At 70.3% G+C, this 21,663-nt stretch carries 22 protein-coding genes and 2 pseudogenes; 14 read left to right on the top strand and 10 right to left on the bottom strand.

From position 1 onward, the window contains the following. Nucleotides 1-191 precede the first annotated feature (191 nt). The 8 genes from BM417_RS06605 (at nucleotide 192) to BM417_RS06570 (ending at nucleotide 8,875) form a co-directional block, all read left to right on the top strand. Nucleotides 192-1,184, top strand: a complete 993-nt coding sequence (locus BM417_RS06605; protein WP_245821739.1) for a lysyl oxidase family protein — start codon at nucleotides 192-194, stop codon at nucleotides 1,182-1,184. Nucleotides 1,185-1,237: 53 nt separating this feature from the next. After that, complete coding sequence (locus tag BM417_RS06600; RefSeq protein WP_093588878.1) at nucleotides 1,238-2,338, top strand: ArsR/SmtB family transcription factor; 1,101 nt, start codon at nucleotides 1,238-1,240, stop codon at nucleotides 2,336-2,338. 93 nt (nucleotides 2,339-2,431) lie between these two features. Further along, complete coding sequence (locus BM417_RS06595) at nucleotides 2,432-3,979, top strand: ABC transporter substrate-binding protein (protein WP_143138536.1); 1,548 nt, start codon at nucleotides 2,432-2,434, stop codon at nucleotides 3,977-3,979. A gap of 125 nt (nucleotides 3,980-4,104) precedes the next feature. Then, a complete protein-coding gene (locus BM417_RS06590; RefSeq protein ID WP_143138535.1) occupies nucleotides 4,105-4,935 on the top strand; it encodes an ABC transporter permease in 831 nt (276 codons plus the stop codon). 7 nt (nucleotides 4,936-4,942) lie between these two features. After that, nucleotides 4,943-5,884 carry an ABC transporter permease gene (locus tag BM417_RS06585; protein WP_093588876.1) on the top strand — a complete coding sequence of 314 codons (942 nt, stop codon included), beginning with the start codon at nucleotides 4,943-4,945 and terminating at the stop codon, nucleotides 5,882-5,884. 9 nt (nucleotides 5,885-5,893) lie between these two features. Then, nucleotides 5,894-6,751: an ABC transporter ATP-binding protein gene (locus tag BM417_RS06580; protein ID WP_218164370.1), complete on the top strand. Its 858-nt coding sequence runs from the start codon at nucleotides 5,894-5,896 to the stop codon at nucleotides 6,749-6,751. Then, a complete protein-coding gene (locus tag BM417_RS06575) occupies nucleotides 6,751-7,527 on the top strand; it encodes an ATP-binding cassette domain-containing protein (protein WP_093588875.1) in 777 nt (258 codons plus the stop codon). The genes BM417_RS06580 and BM417_RS06575 overlap by 1 nt, the downstream gene beginning before the upstream one ends. A 22-nt stretch (nucleotides 7,528-7,549) precedes the next feature. Continuing rightward, nucleotides 7,550-8,875, top strand: a complete 1,326-nt coding sequence (locus tag BM417_RS06570) for an alpha/beta hydrolase domain-containing protein (protein ID WP_093588874.1) — start codon at nucleotides 7,550-7,552, stop codon at nucleotides 8,873-8,875. A 9-nt stretch (nucleotides 8,876-8,884) separates the two neighbouring features. Here BM417_RS06570 and BM417_RS06565 read toward each other — a convergent pair whose 3' ends face one another. The 6 genes from BM417_RS06565 to BM417_RS06540 all read right to left on the bottom strand — a co-directional run bounded on the left by BM417_RS06565 (nucleotide 8,885) and on the right by BM417_RS06540 (nucleotide 13,894). Further along, nucleotides 8,885-9,151 carry an Atu4866 domain-containing protein gene (locus BM417_RS06565; RefSeq protein ID WP_093588873.1) on the bottom strand — a complete coding sequence of 89 codons (267 nt, stop codon included), beginning with the start codon at nucleotides 9,149-9,151 and terminating at the stop codon, nucleotides 8,885-8,887. Nucleotides 9,152-9,182: 31 nt separating this feature from the next. Next, complete coding sequence (locus BM417_RS06560) at nucleotides 9,183-10,559, bottom strand: amidohydrolase family protein (protein ID WP_093588872.1); 1,377 nt, start codon at nucleotides 10,557-10,559, stop codon at nucleotides 9,183-9,185. 22 nt (nucleotides 10,560-10,581) lie between these two features. Next, the gene (locus tag BM417_RS06555; RefSeq protein ID WP_093588871.1) at nucleotides 10,582-11,157 is read right to left on the bottom strand and encodes a flavin reductase family protein; all 576 of its coding nucleotides are present in this window, start codon (nucleotides 11,155-11,157) and stop codon (nucleotides 10,582-10,584) included. 82 nt (nucleotides 11,158-11,239) lie between these two features. Continuing rightward, the gene (locus tag BM417_RS06550) at nucleotides 11,240-12,016 is read right to left on the bottom strand and encodes an SDR family oxidoreductase (protein WP_093588870.1); all 777 of its coding nucleotides are present in this window, start codon (nucleotides 12,014-12,016) and stop codon (nucleotides 11,240-11,242) included. Nucleotides 12,017-12,055: 39 nt separating this feature from the next. Beyond that, nucleotides 12,056-12,901, bottom strand: a complete 846-nt coding sequence (locus BM417_RS06545) for an SDR family NAD(P)-dependent oxidoreductase (RefSeq protein ID WP_093588869.1) — start codon at nucleotides 12,899-12,901, stop codon at nucleotides 12,056-12,058. 147 nt (nucleotides 12,902-13,048) lie between these two features. Further along, nucleotides 13,049-13,894 carry a helix-turn-helix transcriptional regulator gene (locus BM417_RS06540; protein WP_093588868.1) on the bottom strand — a complete coding sequence of 282 codons (846 nt, stop codon included), beginning with the start codon at nucleotides 13,892-13,894 and terminating at the stop codon, nucleotides 13,049-13,051. Between the two features lie 102 nt (nucleotides 13,895-13,996). Here BM417_RS06540 and BM417_RS50235 point away from each other — a divergent pair. After that, nucleotides 13,997-14,533, top strand: a pseudogene (locus BM417_RS50235) (MmyB family transcriptional regulator); the annotation flags it as partial. Between the two features lie 54 nt (nucleotides 14,534-14,587). Here BM417_RS50235 and BM417_RS50230 read toward each other — a convergent pair. Then, a pseudogene (locus BM417_RS50230) lies at nucleotides 14,588-14,728 on the bottom strand (pentapeptide repeat-containing protein); the annotation flags it as partial. Between BM417_RS50230 and BM417_RS50225 the strand changes: the two are divergent. Then, on the top strand, nucleotides 14,669-15,040 hold the full coding sequence (locus BM417_RS50225; protein WP_407656131.1) for an MmyB family transcriptional regulator: 372 nt from the start codon (nucleotides 14,669-14,671) through the stop codon (nucleotides 15,038-15,040). The pseudogene BM417_RS50230 and the gene BM417_RS50225 overlap by 60 nt on opposite strands. Before the next feature lie 21 nt (nucleotides 15,041-15,061). On the opposite strand, the gene BM417_RS06525 is transcribed toward BM417_RS50225, so the two are convergent. Further along, on the bottom strand, nucleotides 15,062-15,349 hold the full coding sequence (locus BM417_RS06525) for a DUF1330 domain-containing protein (RefSeq protein ID WP_093588867.1): 288 nt from the start codon (nucleotides 15,347-15,349) through the stop codon (nucleotides 15,062-15,064). Nucleotides 15,350-15,477: 128 nt separating this feature from the next. Between BM417_RS06525 and BM417_RS06520 the strand changes: the two genes are divergently transcribed. The 3 genes from BM417_RS06520 (at nucleotide 15,478) to BM417_RS06510 (ending at nucleotide 17,150) form a co-directional block, all read left to right on the top strand. Beyond that, nucleotides 15,478-16,401, top strand: coding sequence for an AraC family transcriptional regulator (locus BM417_RS06520; protein WP_093588866.1), 924 nt, complete (start codon nucleotides 15,478-15,480; stop codon nucleotides 16,399-16,401). Between the two features lie 63 nt (nucleotides 16,402-16,464). Then, nucleotides 16,465-16,773 (top strand): DUF3099 domain-containing protein, encoded by a 309-nt coding sequence (locus BM417_RS06515; RefSeq protein WP_093588865.1) that lies wholly within the window; start codon nucleotides 16,465-16,467, stop codon nucleotides 16,771-16,773. Further along, the gene (locus tag BM417_RS06510; RefSeq protein ID WP_177320320.1) at nucleotides 16,770-17,150 is read left to right on the top strand and encodes an NAD(P)-binding protein; all 381 of its coding nucleotides are present in this window, start codon (nucleotides 16,770-16,772) and stop codon (nucleotides 17,148-17,150) included. The genes BM417_RS06515 and BM417_RS06510 overlap by 4 nt, the downstream gene beginning before the upstream one ends. Here BM417_RS06510 and BM417_RS06505 read toward each other — a convergent pair. After that, nucleotides 17,142-18,761 carry a glycosyltransferase family 4 protein gene (locus tag BM417_RS06505; protein ID WP_177320319.1) on the bottom strand — a complete coding sequence of 540 codons (1,620 nt, stop codon included), beginning with the start codon at nucleotides 18,759-18,761 and terminating at the stop codon, nucleotides 17,142-17,144. The genes BM417_RS06510 and BM417_RS06505 overlap by 9 nt on opposite strands. Nucleotides 18,762-19,012: 251 nt before the next feature. Here BM417_RS06505 and BM417_RS06500 point away from each other — a divergent pair, with 251 nt between their 5' ends. Next, nucleotides 19,013-20,263: a glycosyltransferase gene (locus BM417_RS06500; protein WP_177320318.1), complete on the top strand. Its 1,251-nt coding sequence runs from the start codon at nucleotides 19,013-19,015 to the stop codon at nucleotides 20,261-20,263. A 15-nt stretch (nucleotides 20,264-20,278) separates the two neighbouring features. Here the strand turns inward: BM417_RS06500 and BM417_RS06495 are convergent, their stop codons facing one another. Continuing rightward, on the bottom strand, nucleotides 20,279-21,607 hold the full coding sequence (locus BM417_RS06495) for a TIGR01777 family oxidoreductase (RefSeq protein WP_093588861.1): 1,329 nt from the start codon (nucleotides 21,605-21,607) through the stop codon (nucleotides 20,279-20,281). Nucleotides 21,608-21,663: the final 56 nt, after the last annotated feature.

The raw sequence follows: 21,663 nt of genomic DNA, 5'->3' as shown, positions 1-21,663 counted from the left end.
CTATATGTTGAAGTGGGGAGAGGAGATCTCCCCGTTTCTCGTCTCTGGCCCTCGGGAATCGTTCACTCGGCCGGGTACACCTGGCGCCAGTGCGGGGGAGACGGCGGTGTCCGCCTCTAGCCTTGTTCGCCGTGGATCCTGGTAGAAGGTGGAGCGCGGCAGGGTTGACGCTGGCGCTCATCTTGGCTTTGGTGCAACCGGCTCAGGCGGACGAACAGCCCCTGCTTCCCGACCTCCGCCAGGCGCCGGTCGGGTGTGCCGGCGGCTACGGCGGCGATCCCTCGCTGTGCCGTGACTGGGACGTCTGCCTGGTCGCCGATGCCAAGGCGCCCAACGGGGAGTGCGTGACGTCCGGCGAGATCCGGGCCGTCCGGATCCGGTTCACCACCGCGATGGACAACGTGGGCGAAGGCCCGTTGCTGCTCCACGGCCGCCGGCCCGGCAGGACCTCGGACGAGATGTCCGTGCGTCAGGCGTTCCAGACTTCGCGCGGCGGGCCGATTCCCGCTACCTACGACGATGCCCGGCGCGCCACCGCCACGTCGATGTACTACGAGCCGACGCCCACGCACCTGCACTGGCACCTCATGGGGTTCGCGCGGATGCAGTTGCGCACGCCGGGCGGCAAGACGGTGGTCGCCGACCGCAAGAACGGCTTCTGCCTGGGCGACCGGTACCGGAACGCCGACGCCGGCGCGCTGCCCGATGCGGCGAGCCCGGAAGGACAGCTCGCCGAACGCCTGAAGAAGAGCAACTGCGGCAGGAACGACCCGGACGCCACGGAGATGTTCGAGGGCATCTCGGCCGGCAGCGGCGACGACTACCGCAAGGGCGTCGACTTCCAGTGGCTCGACCTCACCGCCGTCGCCTCCGGCACCTACGACCTGGTCAACACGGTCAACTCCGACCGCACCCTCGTCGAGTCCCGCTACGACAACAACTCCTCGTCGATCTCCCTCTCGGTGCAGTGGCCGGGCGGGGCGAAGAGGCGGCCCGCGGTGATCACCGAAGCCCCCGCCGTCACGTTGCTCCGGAGCTGTCCCGGGCAGCAGCGGTGCTCGGCCCTGGTCCGGACGGACGACCTGCCGGCGCGCGGCCGCAGTGGCCCGATCCCCGAACCCGCGCCGGGCAGGCCGGAGTGCGGGACGGCCGAACCGGGCTGCTGCTGTTGCGCCTGCCGCTGAACCGGGTGTTCACGGGATCCTGATCGGACGGTCGCGGCCTACACTCGTCCGTCATGTCCGTCCTCCTGCGACTGCACGGCGTGCGTCCGGCCGAGGTCTCGGCCCGGTGTTCGGCGACCGCCGAGCTCATGGCGTGCCTGCACGTGCTCGCGGAACCGGGCCACCACCCGGACCGGGGCACGTGGGTGCGCAGGGTGCTCGCCGACCTGCCCGGACCGGCGGCGGCGGAGTGCGTCGCGTTCGCCCCGCTGTGGGCCCGGTTCCGCACCCGGCTGATGTTGCCGCTCGAGCCAGGGGGTTCCGGCGATCTGGAGGCCGAGCTCGCTCAGATCGCGGAGCTCGACCTCGGCGTGTTCATCCAGATGGCCGGGATGGCGATCTTCGGGCTCCGGCAGAACTTCGGCTGGCCGCTGGACGACGCCGCCAGTGCGCAGGCGTTCGTCCGGGCGTGCGGGGAACGGTCCACGCGGCGTGGCGTGCTGGCCGGTGAGCTCGTGGCGGATCCGGAGAGGTTCCGGGGCCGGTTGCTCGGGCTGCTGCACGTGGCGGCGGAGACGTTCTTCGGGGTGCTGTGGCGCCGCCTGCGGCCCGCGCTCGAACGCTCGGCCGAGCGGGTCGAGGCGTCGTTGCGCACGGAGCCGTTGCCGCTGGTCGTGGGCTCACTCTCGCCCAACGCCGTCATCGACGTCGCCGAGCACACCGTCGAGTTCAGCAAGCTCCAGCAGGCTGCCGTGACGGTGCGGGGGCGCGGGCTGGTGCTCGTGCCCTCCCACTTCGGGCACCCGCACCTGCTGGTGAAGGACGAGAAGCTGAAGAACTGGCCGCAGCAGCCGCCGGTCGTCGTGCAGTACCCCGCCGAGCAGCACGGGCCGCGGGGAGCGGACACCCTCGACAAGATCCGGGAGCGGATGCTCGTGCTCACCGACGCCGGCAGGCTCGAGATCTGCCGGCACCTGATCAACGAGCAGTGCACCACCACCGAGCTGGCCTGGCGGACGGGGATGACGCAGCCGCAGGTGTCCCGTCACCTGCGGCGACTGCGTGAGGTCGGGCTGGTCGTCTCGGCACGGCACAGGCGCACCGTTCAGCACCGCATCCAGACCAGCAGGCTCTACGGCATCGGCTACGACCTGGTCTCCGGCATCGTCGGCTGACCATTACCGCACCCCCGGTAACTCACGGCTCCCCGGCACGGCGACGGACGCATACTTGGCGCCACTCACCGCCCGACGTCCCCAGGAGTGCCGATGAAGACGCTTCGTCAGCTGCTCGCCGCAGCGCTCGTGGTGTCCACAGTGGCCGGATGCGCCGCGAAGGCCACTGTGGACACGACAACCCCTCGTCGCGGTGGGGAGCTGGTGATCGCGAGCATGCCCACCGCGCTGGACCCCGTGTACTCGACGCTGCGGAGCAACTGGCTGGCCGCGGCGACGATGTGCGAGGGGCTCTGGGAGAACGACGCCCGCATGGGCGTGCACAACGGGCTCGCCCAGGACTACGAGTACGACGGCGCCACCACCTACACGGTCCGCCTGCGTGGGGGAGTCACGTTCCACGACGGCCAGCCGTTGCGTGCCGAGGACGTCGCCGCGTCACTGCGGCGGTACGCGGGAAGCAGCCCCGGCGCGACCTTCGGCAAGATCCTCGACGCCGTCTCCGCCGTGGACGACCTGACCGTCGTCATCAAGCTCAAGCAGCCCAGCTCCGCGGTGCCCGCGCTGCTGTCCACTCCGGACACCGCCGCCTACGTCATGCCCGCGCGGCTCGTGGCCGGTGTGCCGCCGAACAAGCCCTTGCCGCGCATCGTCTGCACAGGTCCGTACAAACTTCGCGAGTTCGTGCCCGACCGCCAGGTGGTCCTCGACCGCTTCGACGGCTACCAGGCCCGAGCCGAACCGCCGGACGGTGCCAGCGGAGCGAAGACCGCCTACGCCGACCGCGTCAAGTTCGTGCCCTACAACGATTCCAACGTCCTGAACCAGCTGCGGACCGACGCCGTCGACATCGCACCGTCGGGTCCTTTGATGGACCAGCTGCCGAGCTACCGGCGCGACGACAAGCTGAACCCGGTCGTCGTGCCGGGCGGCCAGTTCCGGCTCGTGCAGTTCAACCTCAAGCAGGGACCGGCGACGAACCTCGCGTTGCGCCAGGCCGTTCAGCGTGCGCTCGACCCGAAGCAGATCGCCCTGCAGAGCCTCGGCTCCACCGAGAACTTCCTGGACGACTCCGGCATGTTCCTGGACACCTCCCCGTGGCACTCGACCGCGGGAAGCCAGGTCTACCGGGCGGCCCCGGACGTCGAGGGTGCGCGGAGGGCGCTGGCCGAGGCGGGCTACGACGGCACGCCGTTGCGGGTGCTGTACCGGCCCAGCCGCGATCCGCACGCCGAACTGATCCGCCAGCAGCTGGCGGCCGCGGGCATCAACGTCGCCCTTCAGGCCACCGACGAGACCAGCTTCACCTCGCGGCGCGCCGACCCCGCGCAGTGGGACATGTTCCTCGCCACCGGCACCAGCTACTCCGACCCGTTGACGGTGGTGTTCTTCAGCTCCGGCTTCCCCGGCTGGTGGAACACCCCGGCGAAGAACGCGCTCATGAACCGCATCCTCTCCGGCGCCGACGAACCCGCCCGGCAGGCCGCGTGGACCGAACTCCAGGAACTCGTCTGGACCGACCTGCCGTTCGTGAAGCTCGGCTTCGAGGGGAACCTCGCCGTCACCAGCACGCGCATCGGCGGCTTCACGCCGGCGCTCGGCACGGTCCGCGGCTTCTACAACGTCTGGCTCGGTCGCTAGTGGTGTGGCCCGGCCCGTTGGCGGGCGGATTCACGCTCACCAGGGCGCCTCGCGGCGTCTGACCGCGAATTCACCCGGCAACGTTCCAGGCCACACCACCAGCCCGCCTCGTACGAAGGAATCCCATGCTGCGACAACGTTTCCGAGACCTGGTGCACGATCGGACCGCGATGGCGGGGGCGGCGCTGCTCGGGCTGATGGTCGTGCTCGCCCTGCTGGCCCCGCTGCTCGGCGGCGACCCCTACCGCGTCGATCCCACCAGCACGTTGCGCCCGCCCAGCGCGAGCCACTGGTTCGGCACCGACGAGAAGGGCCGGGACCTCTGGACGATGGTGGTCCACGGCGCCCGCACGTCCCTGGGCATCGGCGCCGTCACCACCGTGCTCGCCGTCCTCACCGGCTACGTGCTGGGTGTGCTGTGCGGGTACTTCCGCTGGGTCGACGCCGTGGTGATGCGGGTGGTGGACGGCCTGATGTCGTTCCCCTCGATCGTGCTGGTGATCAGCCTGGTCGGGGTGCTCGGCGACGGCGTCGCCACGATGATCACCGGGCTGACCGTCGTGCTGATCCCGATGGTGACCCGCGTCGTACGCGGTGCGGCGCTGGCGGTGAAGGCGATGCCGATGGTGGAGTCGACGACCTCGCTGGGGTCGCGCACGAGCTGGGTGCTGCTCCGCTACGTCGCGCCGGAAGCCTTGTCGGTGACGATCGTGCAGGCGGCGCTGGCGTTCTCGGTGACCGTGCTGTCCGTGGCAGCGCTGAGCTTCCTCGGCATCGGGCTGCCTCCCGACGTGCCGAGCTGGGGCACCAGCCTGTCGGCGGCCCAGCAGTACTTCTACTCGGCCTGGTGGATCGGGGTGTTCCCGGGACTCGCGATCGTGCTGACCGTGCTCGGGCTCGTGCTGCTCGGCGACGGCCTCCGCGACGTGTTCGACCCCCGGTCGGCGAGGAAGTGAGAACCCCGTGACCAACTACCTCCTCAAGCGCCTCGGCGCGCTGCTGCCCACCGTCGCCGTCCCGATGGTACTGCTGTTCGTCATGCTGCGACTGGCACCCGGCGACCCGGCCGCGGCCATCGCGGGCGACTCCGCGACCTCGGAGGAGATCGCGGAGGTCCGGACCAGGCTCGGGCTGGACGCCTCCCTCTGGGAGCAGTTCCTCACCTGGCTCGGCAGGGTCGTGCGGCTCGACTTCGGGAACTCGCTGTTCGCGGATCAGGCGGTGTCCGGCCTCGTGGCCGAGCACGCGCTGGTGACGGTGCAGCTCACCGTTCTCGCGCTCGCCGTGGCGGTGCTGATCGGCCCGGCCCTCGGCATCGCGGCGGGCACCCGCAGGCACGGCCTCCTCGACCGGGTGCTGGTCTTCGGGTCGTCGGTCGGCATCGCGTTGCCGAGCTTCTGGCTCGCCGTCCTGCTGATCGCCGTGTTCGGGGTGGTGTGGCAGGTCTTCCCGGTCGCGGGGTACGTCTCGTTCACCGAGGACCCCGTGCTGTTCCTGCACCACCTGGCGTTGCCGGCGATCTCGCTGGGCCTGCTGGAGGCGGCCACGCTGTTCCGGTACAGCCGGGCGGGTGTGCTGGACTCGCTGCACCAGCCGTTCGTGACGACCGCGCGGTCGATGGGACTGCCCGAACGCACGGTGATCCGCAAGTACGTCTTCCGTGCGGCCGTGGTGCCGATGGTGACCGTCGTCGGCCTGACCACCGGCTCGCTGATGGGCGGGGCCGTGGTCACCGAGTCGATCTTCTCGATCCCCGGTCTGGGCCAGTTGCTGCTGACCGCGGTGCAACGCCGCGACTACCCGGTGATCGAGGGCTGCATCTTCTTCATCGCCGTGGTCTACGTCCTGCTCAACCTCGTGATCGACCTGCTCTATTCGCTGCTCGACCCGCGCATCCGCTACTGAGGAGCCGACGTGCACACCACAACAGAGCCAGTACTGCGCGTGTCCGGGCTCTCGGCACGCATCGGAGACCTCTCGCTGGTCCGGGACGTCGGCTTCGAAGTCCACCGTGGACGGACGCTCGCCGTCGTCGGCGAGTCCGGCTCGGGCAAGAGCATCACCGCCGCGGCCGTGATGGGCATCCTGCCGCCCCAGATCAAGGCGGAGGGCTCGGTGTTCTTCGACGGGACGGAGCTGCTCGGCGAGCCGGCGAGACGCCGCCGTGCCCGTGGGGGAGCGGAGATCGGTTACGTGTTCCAGGAACCGATGAGCGCCCTGCACCCGTTGCTGCGCATAGGAACCCAGATGATCCGTCCGCTGCGCCACCATCTCGGTCTAAGTCGAGGGGAAGCCCGTGATCGTGCCCTGGAGCTGCTGGAGCAGGTAGGGCTGGGTGGCGAACGGAAGGTGCTCGACGCCTACGTGCACGAGCTGTCCGGCGGCATGCGGCAACGCGTCATGATCGCCATGGCGATCTCGTGCGGTCCCCGGTTGCTGCTGGCCGACGAACCGACGACGGCGCTCGATCCCACCGTGCAACAACAGATCCTGCGGCTGCTCGTGCGGCTGCGCGAGGAGCTCGACCTCGCCCTCGTGCTGATCAGCCACGACCTCGGCCTGGTCGCCCGCTACAGCGACGAGGTGCTGGTGATGTACGACGGACGGGTCGTCGAACAGGGCCTCACCGCGCAGATCATCGAGCAACCCGCGCAGCCCTACACCCGCGCGCTGATCGACGCGGCGCCCCGGCTGGGCCGCCGCGTCGACCGGCTGCCGACGATCGACCGCGCGGTGCTGGACCAGACCCGCGCGATGGCGGGAGGCGTGTGATGGACTTGGTACTGGACCTCGACGGTGTCGGCAAGGACTTCTCCGCCGGACCGTTCTTCGCACGCCGCCGCACGGCCGCCGTCACCGAGGTGAGCCTGCGGGTGCACGCGGGCCGGACGGTCGGCCTGGTAGGGGAGTCGGGCAGCGGCAAGTCGACGCTCGGCCGCATGGCGGTCGGCCTGCTGACGCCGGACCGCGGCCGGGTGACCGTGCACGGACAGCCCCTGTCCTCGTTGACACCGAAGAAGATGCGCCCGTTCCGGCGAACGATGCAGATGGTCTTCCAGGACTCGTCCAACTCGCTCAACCCCAGGATGACCCTGGAGGACCTGCTCGTCGAACCGTTCCGCGCGCAGGACCTGCACACCCGCGCCGAACGCCGGCACCGCGCCGCCGCGCTCGCCGACGAGGTCGGGCTCGCCCGGAGCGGACTCGCCAGGCTGCCGCACGAGTTCTCCGGTGGACAGCGGCAACGCATCTCCATCGCCAGGGCCCTCGCGCTCGAACCGGACCTCCTCGTCGCCGACGAACCCGTCTCCGCCCTCGACGTCTCGGTCCAGGCGCAGATCCTGAACCTGTTCAAGGACATCCAGCAGGCGCGGGGCTTCGCGATGCTGTTCGTCTCCCACGACATGGCGGTGGTCGAGTTCATCAGCGACCAGGTCGCCGTGATGCGCGCCGGATCGCTCGTCGAGTTCGGCAGCCGTGACGAGATCTTCGACTCCCCGCGCGAGCCCTACACACGAACCCTGCTCGACGCCGCACCTTCCCTGTGACGGCACAGAAGAAAGGACCTGCATGACCGTCAACGCGGCCATCGTCACCGGCCCGCACTCCGACTTCCCCGGCTCCCGCGCCGTCGTGCTGGAGCCCTACGGCACCGACCGGCTGGCGCGCTACGACTACGTGCAGGAGGAGTACCTCGTCTCCGGCACGGCCTCCGAAACCCCTTACGGCACCAGGATCCTGATCCGCCGCCCGGCCGACCCGGCCCGGTTCAGCGGCACGGTGATCGCCGAGGCGAGCCACATCTGGGGCGGCACGTCGGTGTGGCGTGCGATCAACCGGTTCGTCATGCGGGGCAACCACGTCTGGGTCGAGATCGACTCGCAGGCACCTTCGGCGATGGGCCTGATCGCGGGCGCCGACCCGGACCGGTACCGCACGTTCACGTTCGCGGAAAGCCCGCTCTCCCAGCAGTTCGCCGCGACCATCCCGTTCTCGCCGGACGCGGACTACGCCGACGTGGTGGAGGAGTACGACGGCTTCATGCGGCGCTGGTGGGACGCGACACCGCAGTCGCCGGAGATCCTGGCCCAGGTCTCCGCCGCGTTGCGCAACGGCCTGCCCGGCAGCGGAATCAAGGCCCGCAGGGTCTACCTCGGCGGCATCTCGCAGACCGGCGGCGTCGTGCGCGAGTTCATCCGCCACCACCACGACCGCCTGCGACTGCCCGGCGACGCGCCCGCGTTCGACGGCTACCTCCCGGGAGCCTCCGGCGGCCCCGCCCTGCCCGACGTCGACGTTCCGGTGATCGAGGTGCTGGGTGAGGCCGAGTTCCAGAGCGTCCGCCGCCGCTGCGGAGTCGGCGGACAGGTGCGCGGGCTGAGCCACCGCCGTGCCGACAGCGCGAGCTTCCGCCTGTACGAGGTGGCCGGCATGGCCCACCGGGAGACCAGGGAGATGTCCGCCGCGGACCGCGAGCGGCTGGCCGGGTGCCCGCTGCCGTCCGGTGCGAGGTGGAGCACCTTCCCGAACAGCCACGTCCACCACGCGTTGTGGCAGGCACTGCTGGACTGGTCGGACACCGGCCGGGCACCGGTTCCGGGCAAGGTGCTCGCCACCGAGGGAGACACCGACGAGATCCTGCGCGACGAGCACGGCAACGCCCTCGGTGGCTGGCGCACCACCTACGTGGACGTGCCCACGTCCACCCTGACCGCCGCGACCCCGCTCGGCCGCCCCAGCTGGTACCACGGCAACGAGATCCCCTTCGGCCCCACCACGTTCTCGCAGCTGTACGGCGGTGTCGAGAAGTGGCAGCGGATGGTCGCGGACCGGCTGGAGCGGTACCTGCAGGAGCAGACCTACCTCCCGATCGACGCCGAGGAGTTGCGGCGCTGATCAGAGCTCTCATCGCTCCCGGTGCAGGACCAGGTGCTCGTGATAGAGGATCTCGTCGCGGACGTCGCCCGTCGCGGTGAACCCGAGGTCGTCGAAGTAGTCGATGTGGTCGCCGTCCACGGTGTACCGGCCCGTGTAGGCGCGTTTGCGGCCATCGCGTTCTTCTTCGTACCGACCGTTGGGCAGGAGCTCCTGGCGGATACGGCCGTCCGCGGTGACCCACATGCCGATGTGGGGGTGTGGTGCGGCGGCCGGCTGTCGGCTGGTGGTGGACATGGTCCTCGCCTTTCGTTGGTCTGCGGTGTGCTCAGGACGAGTGAGCGGCCTTGAGGATTCGGTCGCGTGAGGCTCGGACGTCCTGTCCGAGCGCGGTGACGTCGACGTCCAGGACGGTGCCTGCCCACTTGCGGACCTGACCCGCGATGAACACCGCGCGGATGTTGCGAGGGTCGGAGCCGAGGACGAGGGTGCCGATCGGGTCGTTGAGCGGCATGTTGTTGAGGTCTTCGGCGTTCACGACCAGCAGGTCCGCCTGCTTGCCGGGGGTGAGCGAGCCGGTGGCGTCGCCGAGACCGATGCTCTTGGCGCCGTGCAGGGTGGCGAAGTCGAGCACGTCGTGGACGCCGATGCGGCTGGGCGTCGCGGTGGTGCCGTAGACGGCGTTGACGGCGCGCATGCGCTGGATGGCGTGGAGGGCGCGCATCTGCGTGAACATGTCGCTGGCCAAGGCGACTTCGACGTCGATGCTCAGGCCGGGGCGGATGCCGACGGCGAGTGCCTCGTCGATGGCGGGGACGGCTGTCTCGAGTCCGATCTGCGCTTCGGAGGTGGGCGCCAGCGAGACCGCGGCGCCGGTGTCGGCCATGGCCTGCCAGGCCGCGCTCGTGAGGCCGGTGCAGTGGATCAGCGAGACGTCCGGACCGAGGATTCCTTCCTCGGCCCAGCGCAGGACGGCTGCCGACGAGGAGGTGCCGAAGACGGCGTCGACGCTGACGCCGATGTCGAGGTCACGCGCGAGCCGGGCGAGGCGGGGGCCGTAGGCGAGGTCGGGTCCGGCGATCTCGTCGGTGGCCAGCGTGGCGAGGCGCAGGGTGACAAGGCTGCCGCGCGTGGAGAAGTAGGAGTTCTTCAACCGCGCGAGGTCGGCCGGCCACTGGCCTTCCCAGTCGCCGAAGTGCGGGCGCATCGAAGCGTGCACACCTCGGATGCCGGTGTCGATCAGGGCCTGGACGGCGGCGTCGGAGTGGCCGGGTGTGCGGGAGTTGTGGGAGAAGTCGAGCATCGTGGTGATGCCGCTGTCGATCGCGGTCAGCGCGGCCAGCTTCGTCCCGACGTACATGTCGTCGGGCTGGTAGACCGGGGCGATGCCGGCCAGGGTGGACATCACGTACTCGCCGAGGTCGTTGACGTCGGGCATGACCCGCCGCAGTTGCGCCTCCCAGGCGTGCCGGTGGGTGTCGACGAAGCCGGGAGCGACGATCGAGCCGGTGGCGTCGACGACGATCGCGTCGCCGACGGGCAGGTCGGCGCCGACAGCGGTGATCGTGTCGCCCTCGATCAGCACGTCGCCCTGGGGCAGCACGCCCAGTTCGGGGTCCATGGTGACGACGGTGCCGCCGGTGAGCAGGACGCGGCGCCGCGGGTCCGAGCTGTGCCGGCGCAGCAGTTCGAGTGTGGTGGTCATGGTCGTTCCTGCTTTCTGATGGTCAGCGGGTGAGGTGGTGCCACTTGGTCATGCGGTCGCGCAGGTCCACAGTGGACGCGTTGGCGGAGAACGTTCCGTCGCCGCGGTGGTGGAACTCGCCGGCTCCTCGCCTGGCGGCGTCGAACCACGCCCGCTCGCCCCGGAGGATCCACAGGTTGTAGTCGTCGACGAGCCGGTCGTCGGCCACGGTGCACTCGATGTTGGCGAAGCACTCCGCGACCAGTGGCGCTCGCACCACGGCGCCGGGAGCCGGCGTGAGGCCGAACCGCTGCCACTTGTCGGTTTCGCGGCCGGAGGTGTTGCCGACGCCGACCACGCGCTCGGCGAGGTCGATGGACGGGATCGCGATGACGCATTCCCCGGTCGCGCGCAGGGCGTCGTAGCTGTGGTCCCACGGGCCGAGGATCAGCCCGATCAGGGCGCCGTGGGCGATCGGCATGTTGAAGCCGTTGGTCATCAGGTTGGCGCGTCGTCCGTCGAAAGTGGACACCATGACGACGGGGCCGGGCTCGATCAGCCGGTGCACCTCGCTGATCGGGTACTCCGTGAAGCCCTGGCGGTCGAGTGTGGTGGTCATGGTCGAAGCCCTTCTTCCAGAGGTGCGGCGCGGTGACGGCGAACTCGCGCTCGCCGTCACCGGCACCACGCACTGCATGCGGCTAGATGGCCTGTGCTGTCGGGAGAATCGTGATCTCGGTGAGGTTCACGTGGCGTGGCACGGAGGCCATGAACGCCACGGTCTCGGCGATGTCGGCGGACTGCAGCACGTCGATCTGGTCGATCAGGTCGGCCATGAGCTTGCTGGCGTCCGGATCCGTGACGTGGTCGGGCAGTTCCGTGTCGACCATGCCGGGCTCGATGGTCGCCACGCGGATGTTCTTGCGGCCGAGCTCGACGCGCAGCAGCCGGGTGAGGTGACTGATGTAGGCCTTGGTGCCGGAGTAGACCGAGAACTTCTCCAGGATCCGGGTGGCCGCGATCGAGGACGTGGTGATCAGGTCGGCGGACTTTCCCGCCTCGGCCGCCGCGGTCAGCTGCGGCAGGAACGCGCCGATGACGTTCATGACGCCGGTGACGTTCAGGTCGATCTGGCGCTGCCAGTCGTCCTGCCGCAGGTCGGCGATCGGCGAGATCAGCTGCACTCCGGCGTTGTTGAAGACGAGGTCGGCCGTCCCGAGCTGGTCGGCGACCTGTCGTGCCGCGGCCTGGACCGCTTCCCGGTCGGTGACGTCGACGGGGACGGCGATCGCGGTGCCGCCGGTGCGGTTGATCGACTCGGCCAGCGCGTCGAGGTTGTCCTTGCGGCGGGCGAGCACGGCGACCTTCGCGCCGAGCTCGGCCAGACGCGTGGCGGTGGCGGCGCCGATGCCGCTGGAGGCACCGGAGACCACGGCCACACGGCCGGTCAACGGGGTGCCGGTGAGCAAAGCGGACATGATGGAGCTCCTCTTCCGAGAAGGATTGGGGGTGGCCGGTCAGACCGGGACGACGTCCTCGTGGGCGGTGGCGGCGGACTTGTCCCGCCACGGCGCCAGGTCCTGCTCGATCCGCCCGAGCTTCACCTGCAGCCGGTCGAGGGTGTCCGGGCCCAGGTAGAGGTGCGTCGGCAGGCTGTCGCCGCTGGTGACCTCGTGGATCAGGGCGGCGCCCTTGACCGGGTCGCCGAGCTGGGTGTGGTTGGCCGTGCCGACCCAGTCGAGGGTCACGTGCGCGGGAGTGCCGTCGTAGTCGGCGATCCGGTCTGCCGCGAGCGACAGGGAGCTGGAGTCGAGGAAGTCGGTGCGCAGCACGCCCGGCTCGACCACCATCGACTGGATCCCGAACGGCGCCATCTCGGCGGAGAGGGCCTCGCTGATCCCGGCCACGGCGAACTTCGAGGCGCTGTACAGGCTCACGCCCGGTTCGCCCTCGAAACCCGACCGGGATCCGATGTGGACCACCTTGCCGGATCCCTGCCGGCGCATCACGGGCAGCACCGCGCGGGTCATGTTGATGAGGCCGAACACGTTGAGGTCGAACAGGGACCGCGCCTCGGCGTCGGTGATCTCCTCCAGCGCGCCGAGCAGACCGCGGCCCGCGTTGTTGACCAGCACGTCGATCCCGCCGAAGCGGTCGGTGGCGGCCTGCACCGCGGCGGGGATGGCCGGAGCGTCGGTGACATCCAGCGCGACGACCAACGTGTTCGCCGCCGTCTTCAGGTCTTCCGGCACGCGGTCCGGGTTGCGCACGGCGACCACGACGTTGTCGCCACCGCGCAGGGCGGCGCGGGCGATCTCGGCGCCAAGGCCGCGGGACGCTCCGGTGATGAACCAGGTGGACATGACGATCTCGTTCCTTCCGGCTGTTCTGCCTGTGCGGCGGGCGATTCCCGCCGCTGACAGAAACGAGTTTGTCCACGTGGGACAGCCGGAAGAAGGCCGCGGATTTCCTGGGAGAAACGCACCCACCCAGGGCTCCGCGGGTGAGACCTAGGCGCGCGGAGCCTCCACGGAGCGCGCCGCGTCGGCGTGGGCGCGCAGACGCCTGAACGCCTCCACGGTCGGAGAAGCCGGTTCGGCCTGGTAGACGACCAGTTGCTGGTGCGGAGCGCCGCTGACGGTGAACGTGGAGAACTGGATCTCCAGGTCGCCCACCTGCGAATGGCGCAGGTGCTTGGTCTCCTGGGTCTTGGGCTTCACGTCGTGCCGGGCCCACAGCTCGGCGAACTCCGGACTGCGGGCGGACAGGCCGGCGACGACCTCGGCGATGCGCGCGTTGTCGGGATCGTGGCCGTACGCGGCCCGGATCTCGGCGACGCAGGAGTGCGCCGCGCGGTCCCACTGCTGGTAGAACGTCCGCCCGGCGGGGTCCAGGAACACCATGCGGGCCAGGTTGTCGGCGGGGGTGAAGGCGTCGTGCAGCGCGTCGGCCATCGTGTTGGACGCCATGACGTCCAGCGCCGGACCGACGACGAACGCGGGGGAGTCGGACCAGCTGTCCATGAGCTGCCGCAGCTGGGCGCTGACCGGGATGCCCCCGGTGCGACGCCACGTTCTCGCCTCCGCCGGCTGAACCAGGAGCCACAGGTACTCGGTGGTCGCGGCGTCGAGCTTCAGCGCCCGCGCCACCGCCTCCACCACCTGTGCCGACGGACTGGACTCGCGGCCCTGTTCCAGGCGCATGTAGTAGTCGCTGCTCACCCCGGCGAGGATGGCGACCTCCTCGCGGCGCAGGCCTTTCACGCGACGACGGCCGTGTTCGGGCAACCCGACGTCCTGCGGTGTGAGAGCCGCACGCCGGGCACGGAGGAAGTCACCGAGAGGTGTGCCGGTCATGGTGGCAGACTCAACCTGTGCGACGGTCTCCCGTCAACCGCAGGCACCCTGGGTGAGACGCACCCACGCTGAGTCCCTGTCCGTTCCCCTAGCCTCGATCGCATGAACGGTGAGCGGAACATGGCGCTGGGCGCCTTCCTGCGCACCCACCGTGCACTTGTGCGGCCAGAACAGGCGGGGCTCGACACCGCGGGTCGCCGTCGAGTCCCCGGACTGCGCCGGGACGAGGTCGCGATGCTGGCGGGAGTGAGCGCGGGCTACTACGCCAGGCTGGAACAGGGACACGAGCGACCGACCCACGAGACCGTGGAAAGCCTGAAGCGAGCCCTGCTCCTGGACGAGACCGCGTCCGTCGAACTGCACCGCCTGGCCCGTCCGGCCACGCGCCGGCGGACCCGCGACCGGGCCGAACGCGTCAGCCCTCACCTGCTGGCGTTGCTGAACGACTGGACCACGGCGCCCGCCTACGTCCTTGGCCGGTTCAACGACGTCCTCGCGCGCAACGCCCTCGCCGCCGCACTGCACAGCGGGTTCGTCCACGGCGACAACCTGCACCGCATGATCTTCCTCGACCCGGCGGGACGGGAGTTCTTCCTCGACTGGACCGCCACGGCGCGCGCGGCCGTCCGCGACCTGCGCGGTAGCGCCGGATACGTCGGCGCCGGATACATCGGCGCTGGACAGGTCGGCGCCGGACACGTCAGCGACCTGCGCGGCAGCGCCGGACACGTCGGCGGCGGACAGGTCGGCGCCGGATACGTGAGCGCCGGATACGTGAGCGCCGGACATGTGAGCCCCGGACATGTGAGCGCCGGACATGTGAGCGCCGGACATGTGAGCGCCGGACACGTGAGCGCCGGACACGTGAGCGCCGGACACGGCACCGACGAGCGCGCACTGCGCGAACTGGTCGGCGAACTCTCCCTCGCCAGCCCGCGGTTCCGCCGGCTCTGGGCCGAGCCGGAGCCACGCGGCCTGATCGCGCACGGCACCCATTTCCTCCACCCCGACGTCGGCGAGCTGGAGCTGCGCACGGAGATCTTCCCGATCACCAGCGCGCCCGGCCAGCGGCTGGTCGCCCAGCCGGCCGAACCGCGCTCCCGCTCCGCCGACGCCCTGGTGATGCTGGGCACGCTGGCCGCCTGACCGGCGTGCCCGGCACCTCGGTCAGGCGGTTTCGCCGACGACGACCTTCACCGTGGAGTACCTGCGGCGCAGGTGCTTGAACGGCTGGTACTCCGGCGAGTCCCAGAACTCCTGGACCGCGGCCCTGTCGCGGAACTCGTGGATCACGAGCGTCGGCGGGGCCCAGTCGCCTTCCAGCACCAGAGCGTCGCCGTCGGTCAGGACGTTGCGCCCACCGGCCTTTTCGAGCAGTGGCGTCACACCGTCCACGTACTGCTGGAAGCCGGCCGGGTCGGCGACGTTGAGGTCGATCACGACATATGCGGCCATGTCCGCGTCTCCTTCGAATGGATCTGTTGGTCGTGTTCAACGCTAAGGACGCCAAGTGGTCGTTCCAATACGAGAGACTGCCAACTTCATACTCAAAACGACCGTTGGGGACGCCGTACTATGAGGTGATGGACGTCTTCAGCGATGTGATCGCCACCGTCCGCGCGGGCCGCGCGAAGTTCACCAGGTCCCGCCTGAGCGGCCGGTGGGGTTACGCGTTCGGGCCCTATCCGGGAGCCGGCTTCCACGTCGTCCTCGAGGGCAACTGCTGGCTGTTCCCTCCGTCCGGTCCTCCCGTCGCCCTGGGCGCGGGCGACGTGGTGTTCCTGCCGCACGGTGCGGTGCACGGCATGAGCGACAGTCCGGACAGGACGATCGCCGAGCTGCCCCTGGCACCGGAGGCCGGGCCACCGGACCACGAGCCCGCGCCGGGCCAGGCGCAGTTGCTGTGCGGCGCCTACCGGCTGGATCGCGGGCAGGCCCATCCGTTCCTGCGGACCCTGCCCGAGGTCGTCCACCTCCCTGCCCGGCTCGGTGACCACTCCGCCCTGCGCAGTGCGGTGGACCTGCTCGGCGCGGACCTCATCGAAGCCCGCCCCGGTGCCGCCGCGGCGGTCCCTGCGCTGATGGACCTGCTGCTGGTCTACCTGCTGCGGGCCTGGCTCGAGGAGGAAGCGTCGAGCCACGGCCCGCGCGGGGGCTGGTGCGTGGCGCTGACAGAGCCGGTGATCGCGACGGCGCTGCAACACATCCACCGCTCGCCGCAGCACCCGTGGACGGTCCAGGAACTGGCCGCCGAGGTCGGACTGTCCAAGACTGCCTTCGCCCGCAGGTTCACCTCGCTCGTCGGGCAGTCGCCGATGGCCTACCTGACGTGGTGGCGGCTGAATACCGGTGCGCGGATGCTGCGGGACGGCCAGGCTCCGCTGGCGGCGATCGCCCGCAACGTCGGCTACACCTCGGAGTTCGCCTTCTCCAACGCCTTCAAGCGGGAGTTCGGCACGGCCCCCGGTAAGTTCCGCCGGCAGCAGCACGACATCACCGACGAGTGACCGAGCAGACACGAACCCGATCAGCCTCCGCTCCGAACCAACCAGGAGAACGGAGGTCTCGTCGTGAACTCGCACCGAAACGAAAACCCCGTGCTGATCACCTCTGCCGCCCCGTCCTACGAGGACCAGCTCGCGGCACGGCGGCGCCGGTACGCCCTGATGATGAGTCTGCGCATCCCGTGCATCCTGCTGGCCCTGCTGTTCGCGAAGATCTGGTGGCTCGCGCTCATCCTGATCCTGCTGTCGGTTCCGCTGCCGTGGATGGCGGTCCTCATCGCCAACGACCGGCCGCCGCGCAAAGCGGAGGCGCCCCAGCGAATGCGTCCGTCACGGCCCGCGCTCACGGCAGGCGACGGCGAGGAGCCGCGGTGATCGGCCTGACCGTGGTGGTGGGGTACGGGGACGCGGCTCTGGACGTGTTGCGGCATCTTCCGCTGCGCTCGGACCACCCCGATGTCGTGGTGCTCGACCACGACGCGATAGCACTGACGGGTGCGTTCGCCAACGGCGCCAGGATCGCGCGCGGTGACGGTCGGGACATCTGCGCGTTGCGGCACGCCGGAACTGAGTTCGCCGCACGGGTGGTCGTCGCGGTTCCCGACGACCTGGACGGGCTTCAGGTCACGATGGCCGCGCGCAGCCTCAACCGCACGGCGACCATCGTGGCCGCGGTTCGCGATCCGCGTAACCAGAGCCTGTTCACCAGGCTGGGCGCGGACGAGGTCTTCGTGCGGTCCAGGTCAGCCTGACAGCCGGCGGTAGAGCGCGGCGAACGGCTCGGCGACGGCGTCGATGTGGAACCGCTCGCGCACGGTCTTCTGCCCTGCCACCGCGATCGGCGCGGTGGCGGCGCCGAGACGCACGACCTGCGTCAGTCCCTCGCCGAGCACCCGCGCGGCCGACGTGTCGACGAGGAAACCGTTGTGCCCGTGCTCGACGTAACAACTCAGGCCGCCGCGAAGCGGGCCAATCGCGAGCAACCCGGCCTCCATCGCTTCGAGCACCGCGATGCCGAACTCCTCCTTCGCGCTGGCGCAGGCGTAGACGTGCGGTGCACCCGAGGACGGCGCGGCGGCCGCCAGTTCGTGCTGGAGCAGCCGCACGTCGTGGTTCGACCAGGCCGGCAGGACGGCGAGCCGTCCCCGTGCCGAGGGTTCGGAGCCGGCCAGGGCGAGGACCTCGTCGAGCACCTTCTGCTCGTCCGGCGTCCGGTCGGTGGAGGAGCCACCGATGATCACCAGCGCGGTCGAGTGGTGCAGACCCGCCTCCAGCCAGGCGCGCACCAGCAGTGGCTGCTGCTTCATCGGGTGCAGCCTGCCCACGTTGAGCAGGACGGGCAGGCCCTCGGCGGAGACGTTGAGGCGGGGCAGCGCGGAGGGCGCGAACAGCTCCCGCACCAGTGACCGCCCGGTGGGCGGGGGCGCCGGTGCGATGCCTTCCTCGAGCGCCACCAGGGCCGCCGGGGTGAGCCGCGGGAAGTGCGTCAGCACTTCGTCCTGCCTGCCGCCGATGGTGATCACCTGGTCGGCGCGCTCGACGAGGTGGTCGGCGGTGCGCACGCGGTGCAGGTCGAACCGCATGGCCGTGAGGTCCCCGGTGTCCTCGGGATAGCGCTCGGCCAGGTGGCGGTGCGGGTCCGGGGTGACGGTGAACACGAGTTTCGCACCGAGCAGACGAGCGGCGTCGGCCACGGCGAGAGAGCCGTCGTCGGAGTAGCGGACGTGCACGACGTCCGGCGACAGACCACACCGCGCCAGAAGTCTCCTGAGCCACCAGGTGATTCCCGCCCGATGACGCGCCATGTCCGGCTGGGCCAGCGCGACCGGCGAGTCGACCGGCACGCGCACCGTCCAGTGGTCGAGCTCGGAGTTCTGCTCCACGGTCACCGTGGTCGGCTCCGGTGCCAGCACCACGGTGACCACGCGGCCGATGTCCTGCCGCGTGACCAACGCGTCGGCCAGCGAGGAGAGGAAGACGGTGAGCCCGCCGCTCGCACCCTCGCCCGGCCGGGCGGTTCCGCCGATGAGCATCGACTGGGCGATCGTGGGGCCTGTCACGGGTGAGGCGACCGGCAACGAGATGTCGTCGTGCAGAAGGTCGAGCATCAGTTTTTCATAGGGGGAGCGGGGATCGGCCTCGACCGGCTCGCCGAGGGCGTCGAGATGGCGCCACAGCGCCGGTCCCTTGGCGACCTGGCGCGCTTCGTCGGGATCCAGCGGCGCGAGGCGGTGCAACCAGGACGCGTCGAGCAGCCATGTGCGGACCGCCTCGTCTTGTGTGGACGAGATCGCGCGGCGTAGTTCGGCGGTGGTCGCCTCTTCACCGTGCTCGCGCACGGTCGCGGGGATCCGTTCGCACAAAAGGGAAAAGGTGGTCGGACGCGGATCGCGCCTCAGGGCGTCGATCAGGAGGTGAGGGCTCTGCGCCACAACGGCGTTCTCGGCCTGTCTGGATTCCAGTGCTCGCTGTACTTCCGGATGTGTCCGCACCTCTGGTGTTCGAACCGAACAGTGCGTTCGGATCGAACAACTTTCCAGCAATACCAACAAGGAGGAGTCCGGTGCCGCGTTTCGTCGTTGTCAGCCCGCCCTTTCGCTCACATGCCCAGCCCATGTCCGTGTTCGCCACGGCGCTGAGCACAGCGGGTGCCCAGGCGGTGACGTTCGCCTGCGGTGCCGAGTTCGCCGACCTCGCACCCGGCATCCCTTTCGTGGCAATGAGAACCACGCGTGAGTCGAACAGCGGCGTCGCGGAGCGAACGGCGCAGGACGCACGCTCGGCACGTGGCCTGACCGACTTCCTCGAGGCCACGAAAGGAGGTGCGGCGGCGGCACTGCTCGCGCAGACACGCCGACGCAGAGCGGAACTGCTTGCGGCACCTGAAGAAGTGACGCGCGAGCTGAGCGCACTCCACGATCGCCTGAGGCCAGACTGGTACGTCGTCGACCAGATCGACTACGCCACCACCTTGGCCCTGCACGCGCTCGATCTGCCGTACTTGTCCTATGTCACAGGGCATCCGACCTATCTGGTGTCACGCGACGACCAGTTCTTCGGACTGCCGCAGGTGTGGCCGTCCTCCGTGCGCCCGTCTCCGGAAGAGCTCGCGGAACTGGCCGCGGAGGTGCGCCTCACCGATCAGGCTCTCACCGCCGAGTTCGCCCGGTTGTTGCGCGACCTCGCTCCGTCACGGCCGGTGCCGCCCCGCGCGTTCGCGCTGACCTCCTCCCACGCCGCCGTCGTGAACTACCCGGAACTTCCTTGGCTGCCACCGTTGCCGGCGGACCAGCAGCAGGTCTTCCTCGGCCACTGCACGACGCCCGGGCCGCTCGACGACCTCTGGCTCGACCGCGTGCGCGGCCGGCGAGTGCTCCTCGTCGCGCTCGGCACGTTCCTGTCCGCGCGCCACGACGTGTTGCGCACCGTCGTTCGCGGGGCCCTGCGGATTCCCGGCCTGACCGTGGTGGTCGCCGCGGGCGGCCGTGTCGCCGAACTCGCTGACCTGGCAGCAGATCCGCGTGTCTTCGTGGAGTCCGTCGTGCCTCAGCGCGCGTTGTTGCCGCACGTCGCCGCGATGGTTCACCACGGTGGCAACAACTCCTTCACCGAATGCCTGCAGGCGGGGGTTCCCGCGCTGGTGCTGCCGTTCTCCAGTGACCAGTTCTGCATCGCTCACGACGCCGAGAAGGCGGGCGCGGGTGTGTGCCTCGATCCCAACGCGGCCACACCCGAGGACGTGGCGGAGGCGTTGGGATCGGTGCTGGAGAAGCCCGAACCGTTCGCGGGCCTGCGCGACGCGGTGCGCGCCGCAGGACCGGACGTGGGCGCGGCACGGCTGCTGGAGGTGCTGCGGCACGGGTGAGCGCCGGGTGTCGGCTCACCCCGGCACCCGGCCCAGGAGATGACGCAGCGCCTGCTCCAGATCCGGATACCGGAACGTGTGCCCTGCCTTGGCCAGAACGGCGGGCCGGACCAGCTGGCTCGCCTCGGCCAGTTCGCGCGCACCCTGCTCCCCGAGCAGGAGCCGTGGCCCGAAGGAGGGGACCGGCAGCAGCGCGGGGCGGTGCAGCACTTTTGCGAGCGTGGCCGTGTAGGTGTTGTTGCGCACGGCCTCCGGGGCGACGGCGTTGACCGGTCCACTGAGCGACGTGTCGTAAAGCGCGCGGTGGTAGACGTCGACCAGGTCGTCCATGCCGATCCACGACTGCCACATCCGCCCGTCGCCGAGCTTCCCGCCCAGCCCTGCGGCGAACAGCGGGTGGAAGATCCGCAGCGTGCCGCCGTCGGGCGACTGGACGAGTCCGGTGCGCACGGTCACCACCCGGACCCCGGCCGCCGCGGCGGGAGCGGTGGCGGCCTCCCAGTCGGCGACGACGTCGGCCAGGAAACCCTCGCCGCGTTCGCTGTCCTCGGTGAGCTCCTCGTCACCCCGGTCGGCGCCGTAGAAGCCGATCGCGGACGCGCTGACGAACACCGCCACACCGGTGGCCGCGGCGAGGTCGGCGAGCGCGCGGGTCGGTCCGATCCTGGAGGAGCGGATCGCCCGCCGGTGCGCTTCGGTGAACCTGCCCGCGATCGAGGCACCCGCGAGGTGCACGACGGCGTCCACCCCGGCCAGGAGGTCGGCGGCCGGGCGGTCGGGGTCCCAGCGCCGCTCGTCCCGGTGTGCGGGAGAGTGCCGCACCAGCTTGACCACCCGGTGGCCCGCGGTGCTGAGGAACGACCAGAGCGCGGTCCCGACGAAGCCGCTCGCACCGGTGATCGCCACGGTCATCGGCCGATCGCCCGCCTCCCGCGCGGCCGCCTGCGCGGCGAGGTCGGCGGCGAGCTGGCGGTGCCGGTAGGCGAACATCGACCGCAGCAACGCACCGGGCACCGGTGTGTCCACCCGATCCGTCATCCGGGTCCGCTCGCCCTCGGCCTGGAACTCGTGGGTGTGCCGCCACCGCAACGCCCAGCTCAGCGGCGCGGAGTCGAGCTCGTCGACGAACCGGTGCGGCGGCCTGTACTCGGTGTGTCGAGCACCCCAGCGCAGCCCCAGCGGCAACCCCAGCACCGCGCGACCACCGTCGAGTGATTCGGCCTCGCGCACCACCCCGACCGGCTGCCAGGGCGGCGAGAGCCGGTGGATCGCTCCCGGCCGCTCGTGCCAGGCGAACACCTCGGCCAGTGGCGCGTCGACGACGCTGGAGTAGATCAGGGACATGACTCAACGCTAGGTGCGCCGCACAGCGTCCGCATGATGGGCGGGTGCACTGAATC

Origin of the sequence: Lentzea waywayandensis, from assembly GCF_900115955.1 — a bacterium.
Lineage (GTDB): Bacteria > Actinomycetota > Actinomycetes > Mycobacteriales > Pseudonocardiaceae > Lentzea > Lentzea waywayandensis.
Note: the sequence above shows the minus strand (reverse complement) of the source record. Positions and strands in the feature narration are given on the sequence as shown.

What these genes read in the sequence shown, in the direction of transcription:
- BM417_RS06590 (WP_143138535.1), top strand. Translation starts at nt 4,105, where the DNA reads ATGCTGCGACAACGTTTCCGAGACCTGGTGCACGATCGGACCGCGATG.
- BM417_RS06595 (WP_143138536.1), top strand. Translation starts at nt 2,432, where the DNA reads ATGAAGACGCTTCGTCAGCTGCTCGCCGCAGCGCTCGTGGTGTCCACA.
- BM417_RS06495 (WP_093588861.1), bottom strand. Translation starts at nt 21,607, where the DNA reads ATGTCCCTGATCTACTCCAGCGTCGTCGACGCGCCACTGGCCGAGGTG.
- BM417_RS06520 (WP_093588866.1), top strand. Translation starts at nt 15,478, where the DNA reads ATGGACGTCTTCAGCGATGTGATCGCCACCGTCCGCGCGGGCCGCGCG.
- BM417_RS06565 (WP_093588873.1), bottom strand. Translation starts at nt 9,151, where the DNA reads ATGTCCACCACCAGCCGACAGCCGGCCGCCGCACCACACCCCCACATC.
- BM417_RS06500 (WP_177320318.1), top strand. Translation starts at nt 19,013, where the DNA reads ATGTCCGTGTTCGCCACGGCGCTGAGCACAGCGGGTGCCCAGGCGGTG.
- BM417_RS06545 (WP_093588869.1), bottom strand. Translation starts at nt 12,901, where the DNA reads ATGTCCACCTGGTTCATCACCGGAGCGTCCCGCGGCCTTGGCGCCGAG.
- BM417_RS06560 (WP_093588872.1), bottom strand. Translation starts at nt 10,559, where the DNA reads ATGACCACCACACTCGAACTGCTGCGCCGGCACAGCTCGGACCCGCGG.
- BM417_RS06575 (WP_093588875.1), top strand. Translation starts at nt 6,751, where the DNA reads ATGGACTTGGTACTGGACCTCGACGGTGTCGGCAAGGACTTCTCCGCC.
- BM417_RS06550 (WP_093588870.1), bottom strand. Translation starts at nt 12,016, where the DNA reads ATGTCCGCTTTGCTCACCGGCACCCCGTTGACCGGCCGTGTGGCCGTG.
- BM417_RS06600 (WP_093588878.1), top strand. Translation starts at nt 1,238, where the DNA reads ATGTCCGTCCTCCTGCGACTGCACGGCGTGCGTCCGGCCGAGGTCTCG.
- BM417_RS06555 (WP_093588871.1), bottom strand. Translation starts at nt 11,157, where the DNA reads ATGACCACCACACTCGACCGCCAGGGCTTCACGGAGTACCCGATCAGC.
- BM417_RS06525 (WP_093588867.1), bottom strand. Translation starts at nt 15,349, where the DNA reads ATGGCCGCATATGTCGTGATCGACCTCAACGTCGCCGACCCGGCCGGC.
- BM417_RS06540 (WP_093588868.1), bottom strand. Translation starts at nt 13,894, where the DNA reads ATGACCGGCACACCTCTCGGTGACTTCCTCCGTGCCCGGCGTGCGGCT.
- BM417_RS06570 (WP_093588874.1), top strand. Translation starts at nt 7,550, where the DNA reads ATGACCGTCAACGCGGCCATCGTCACCGGCCCGCACTCCGACTTCCCC.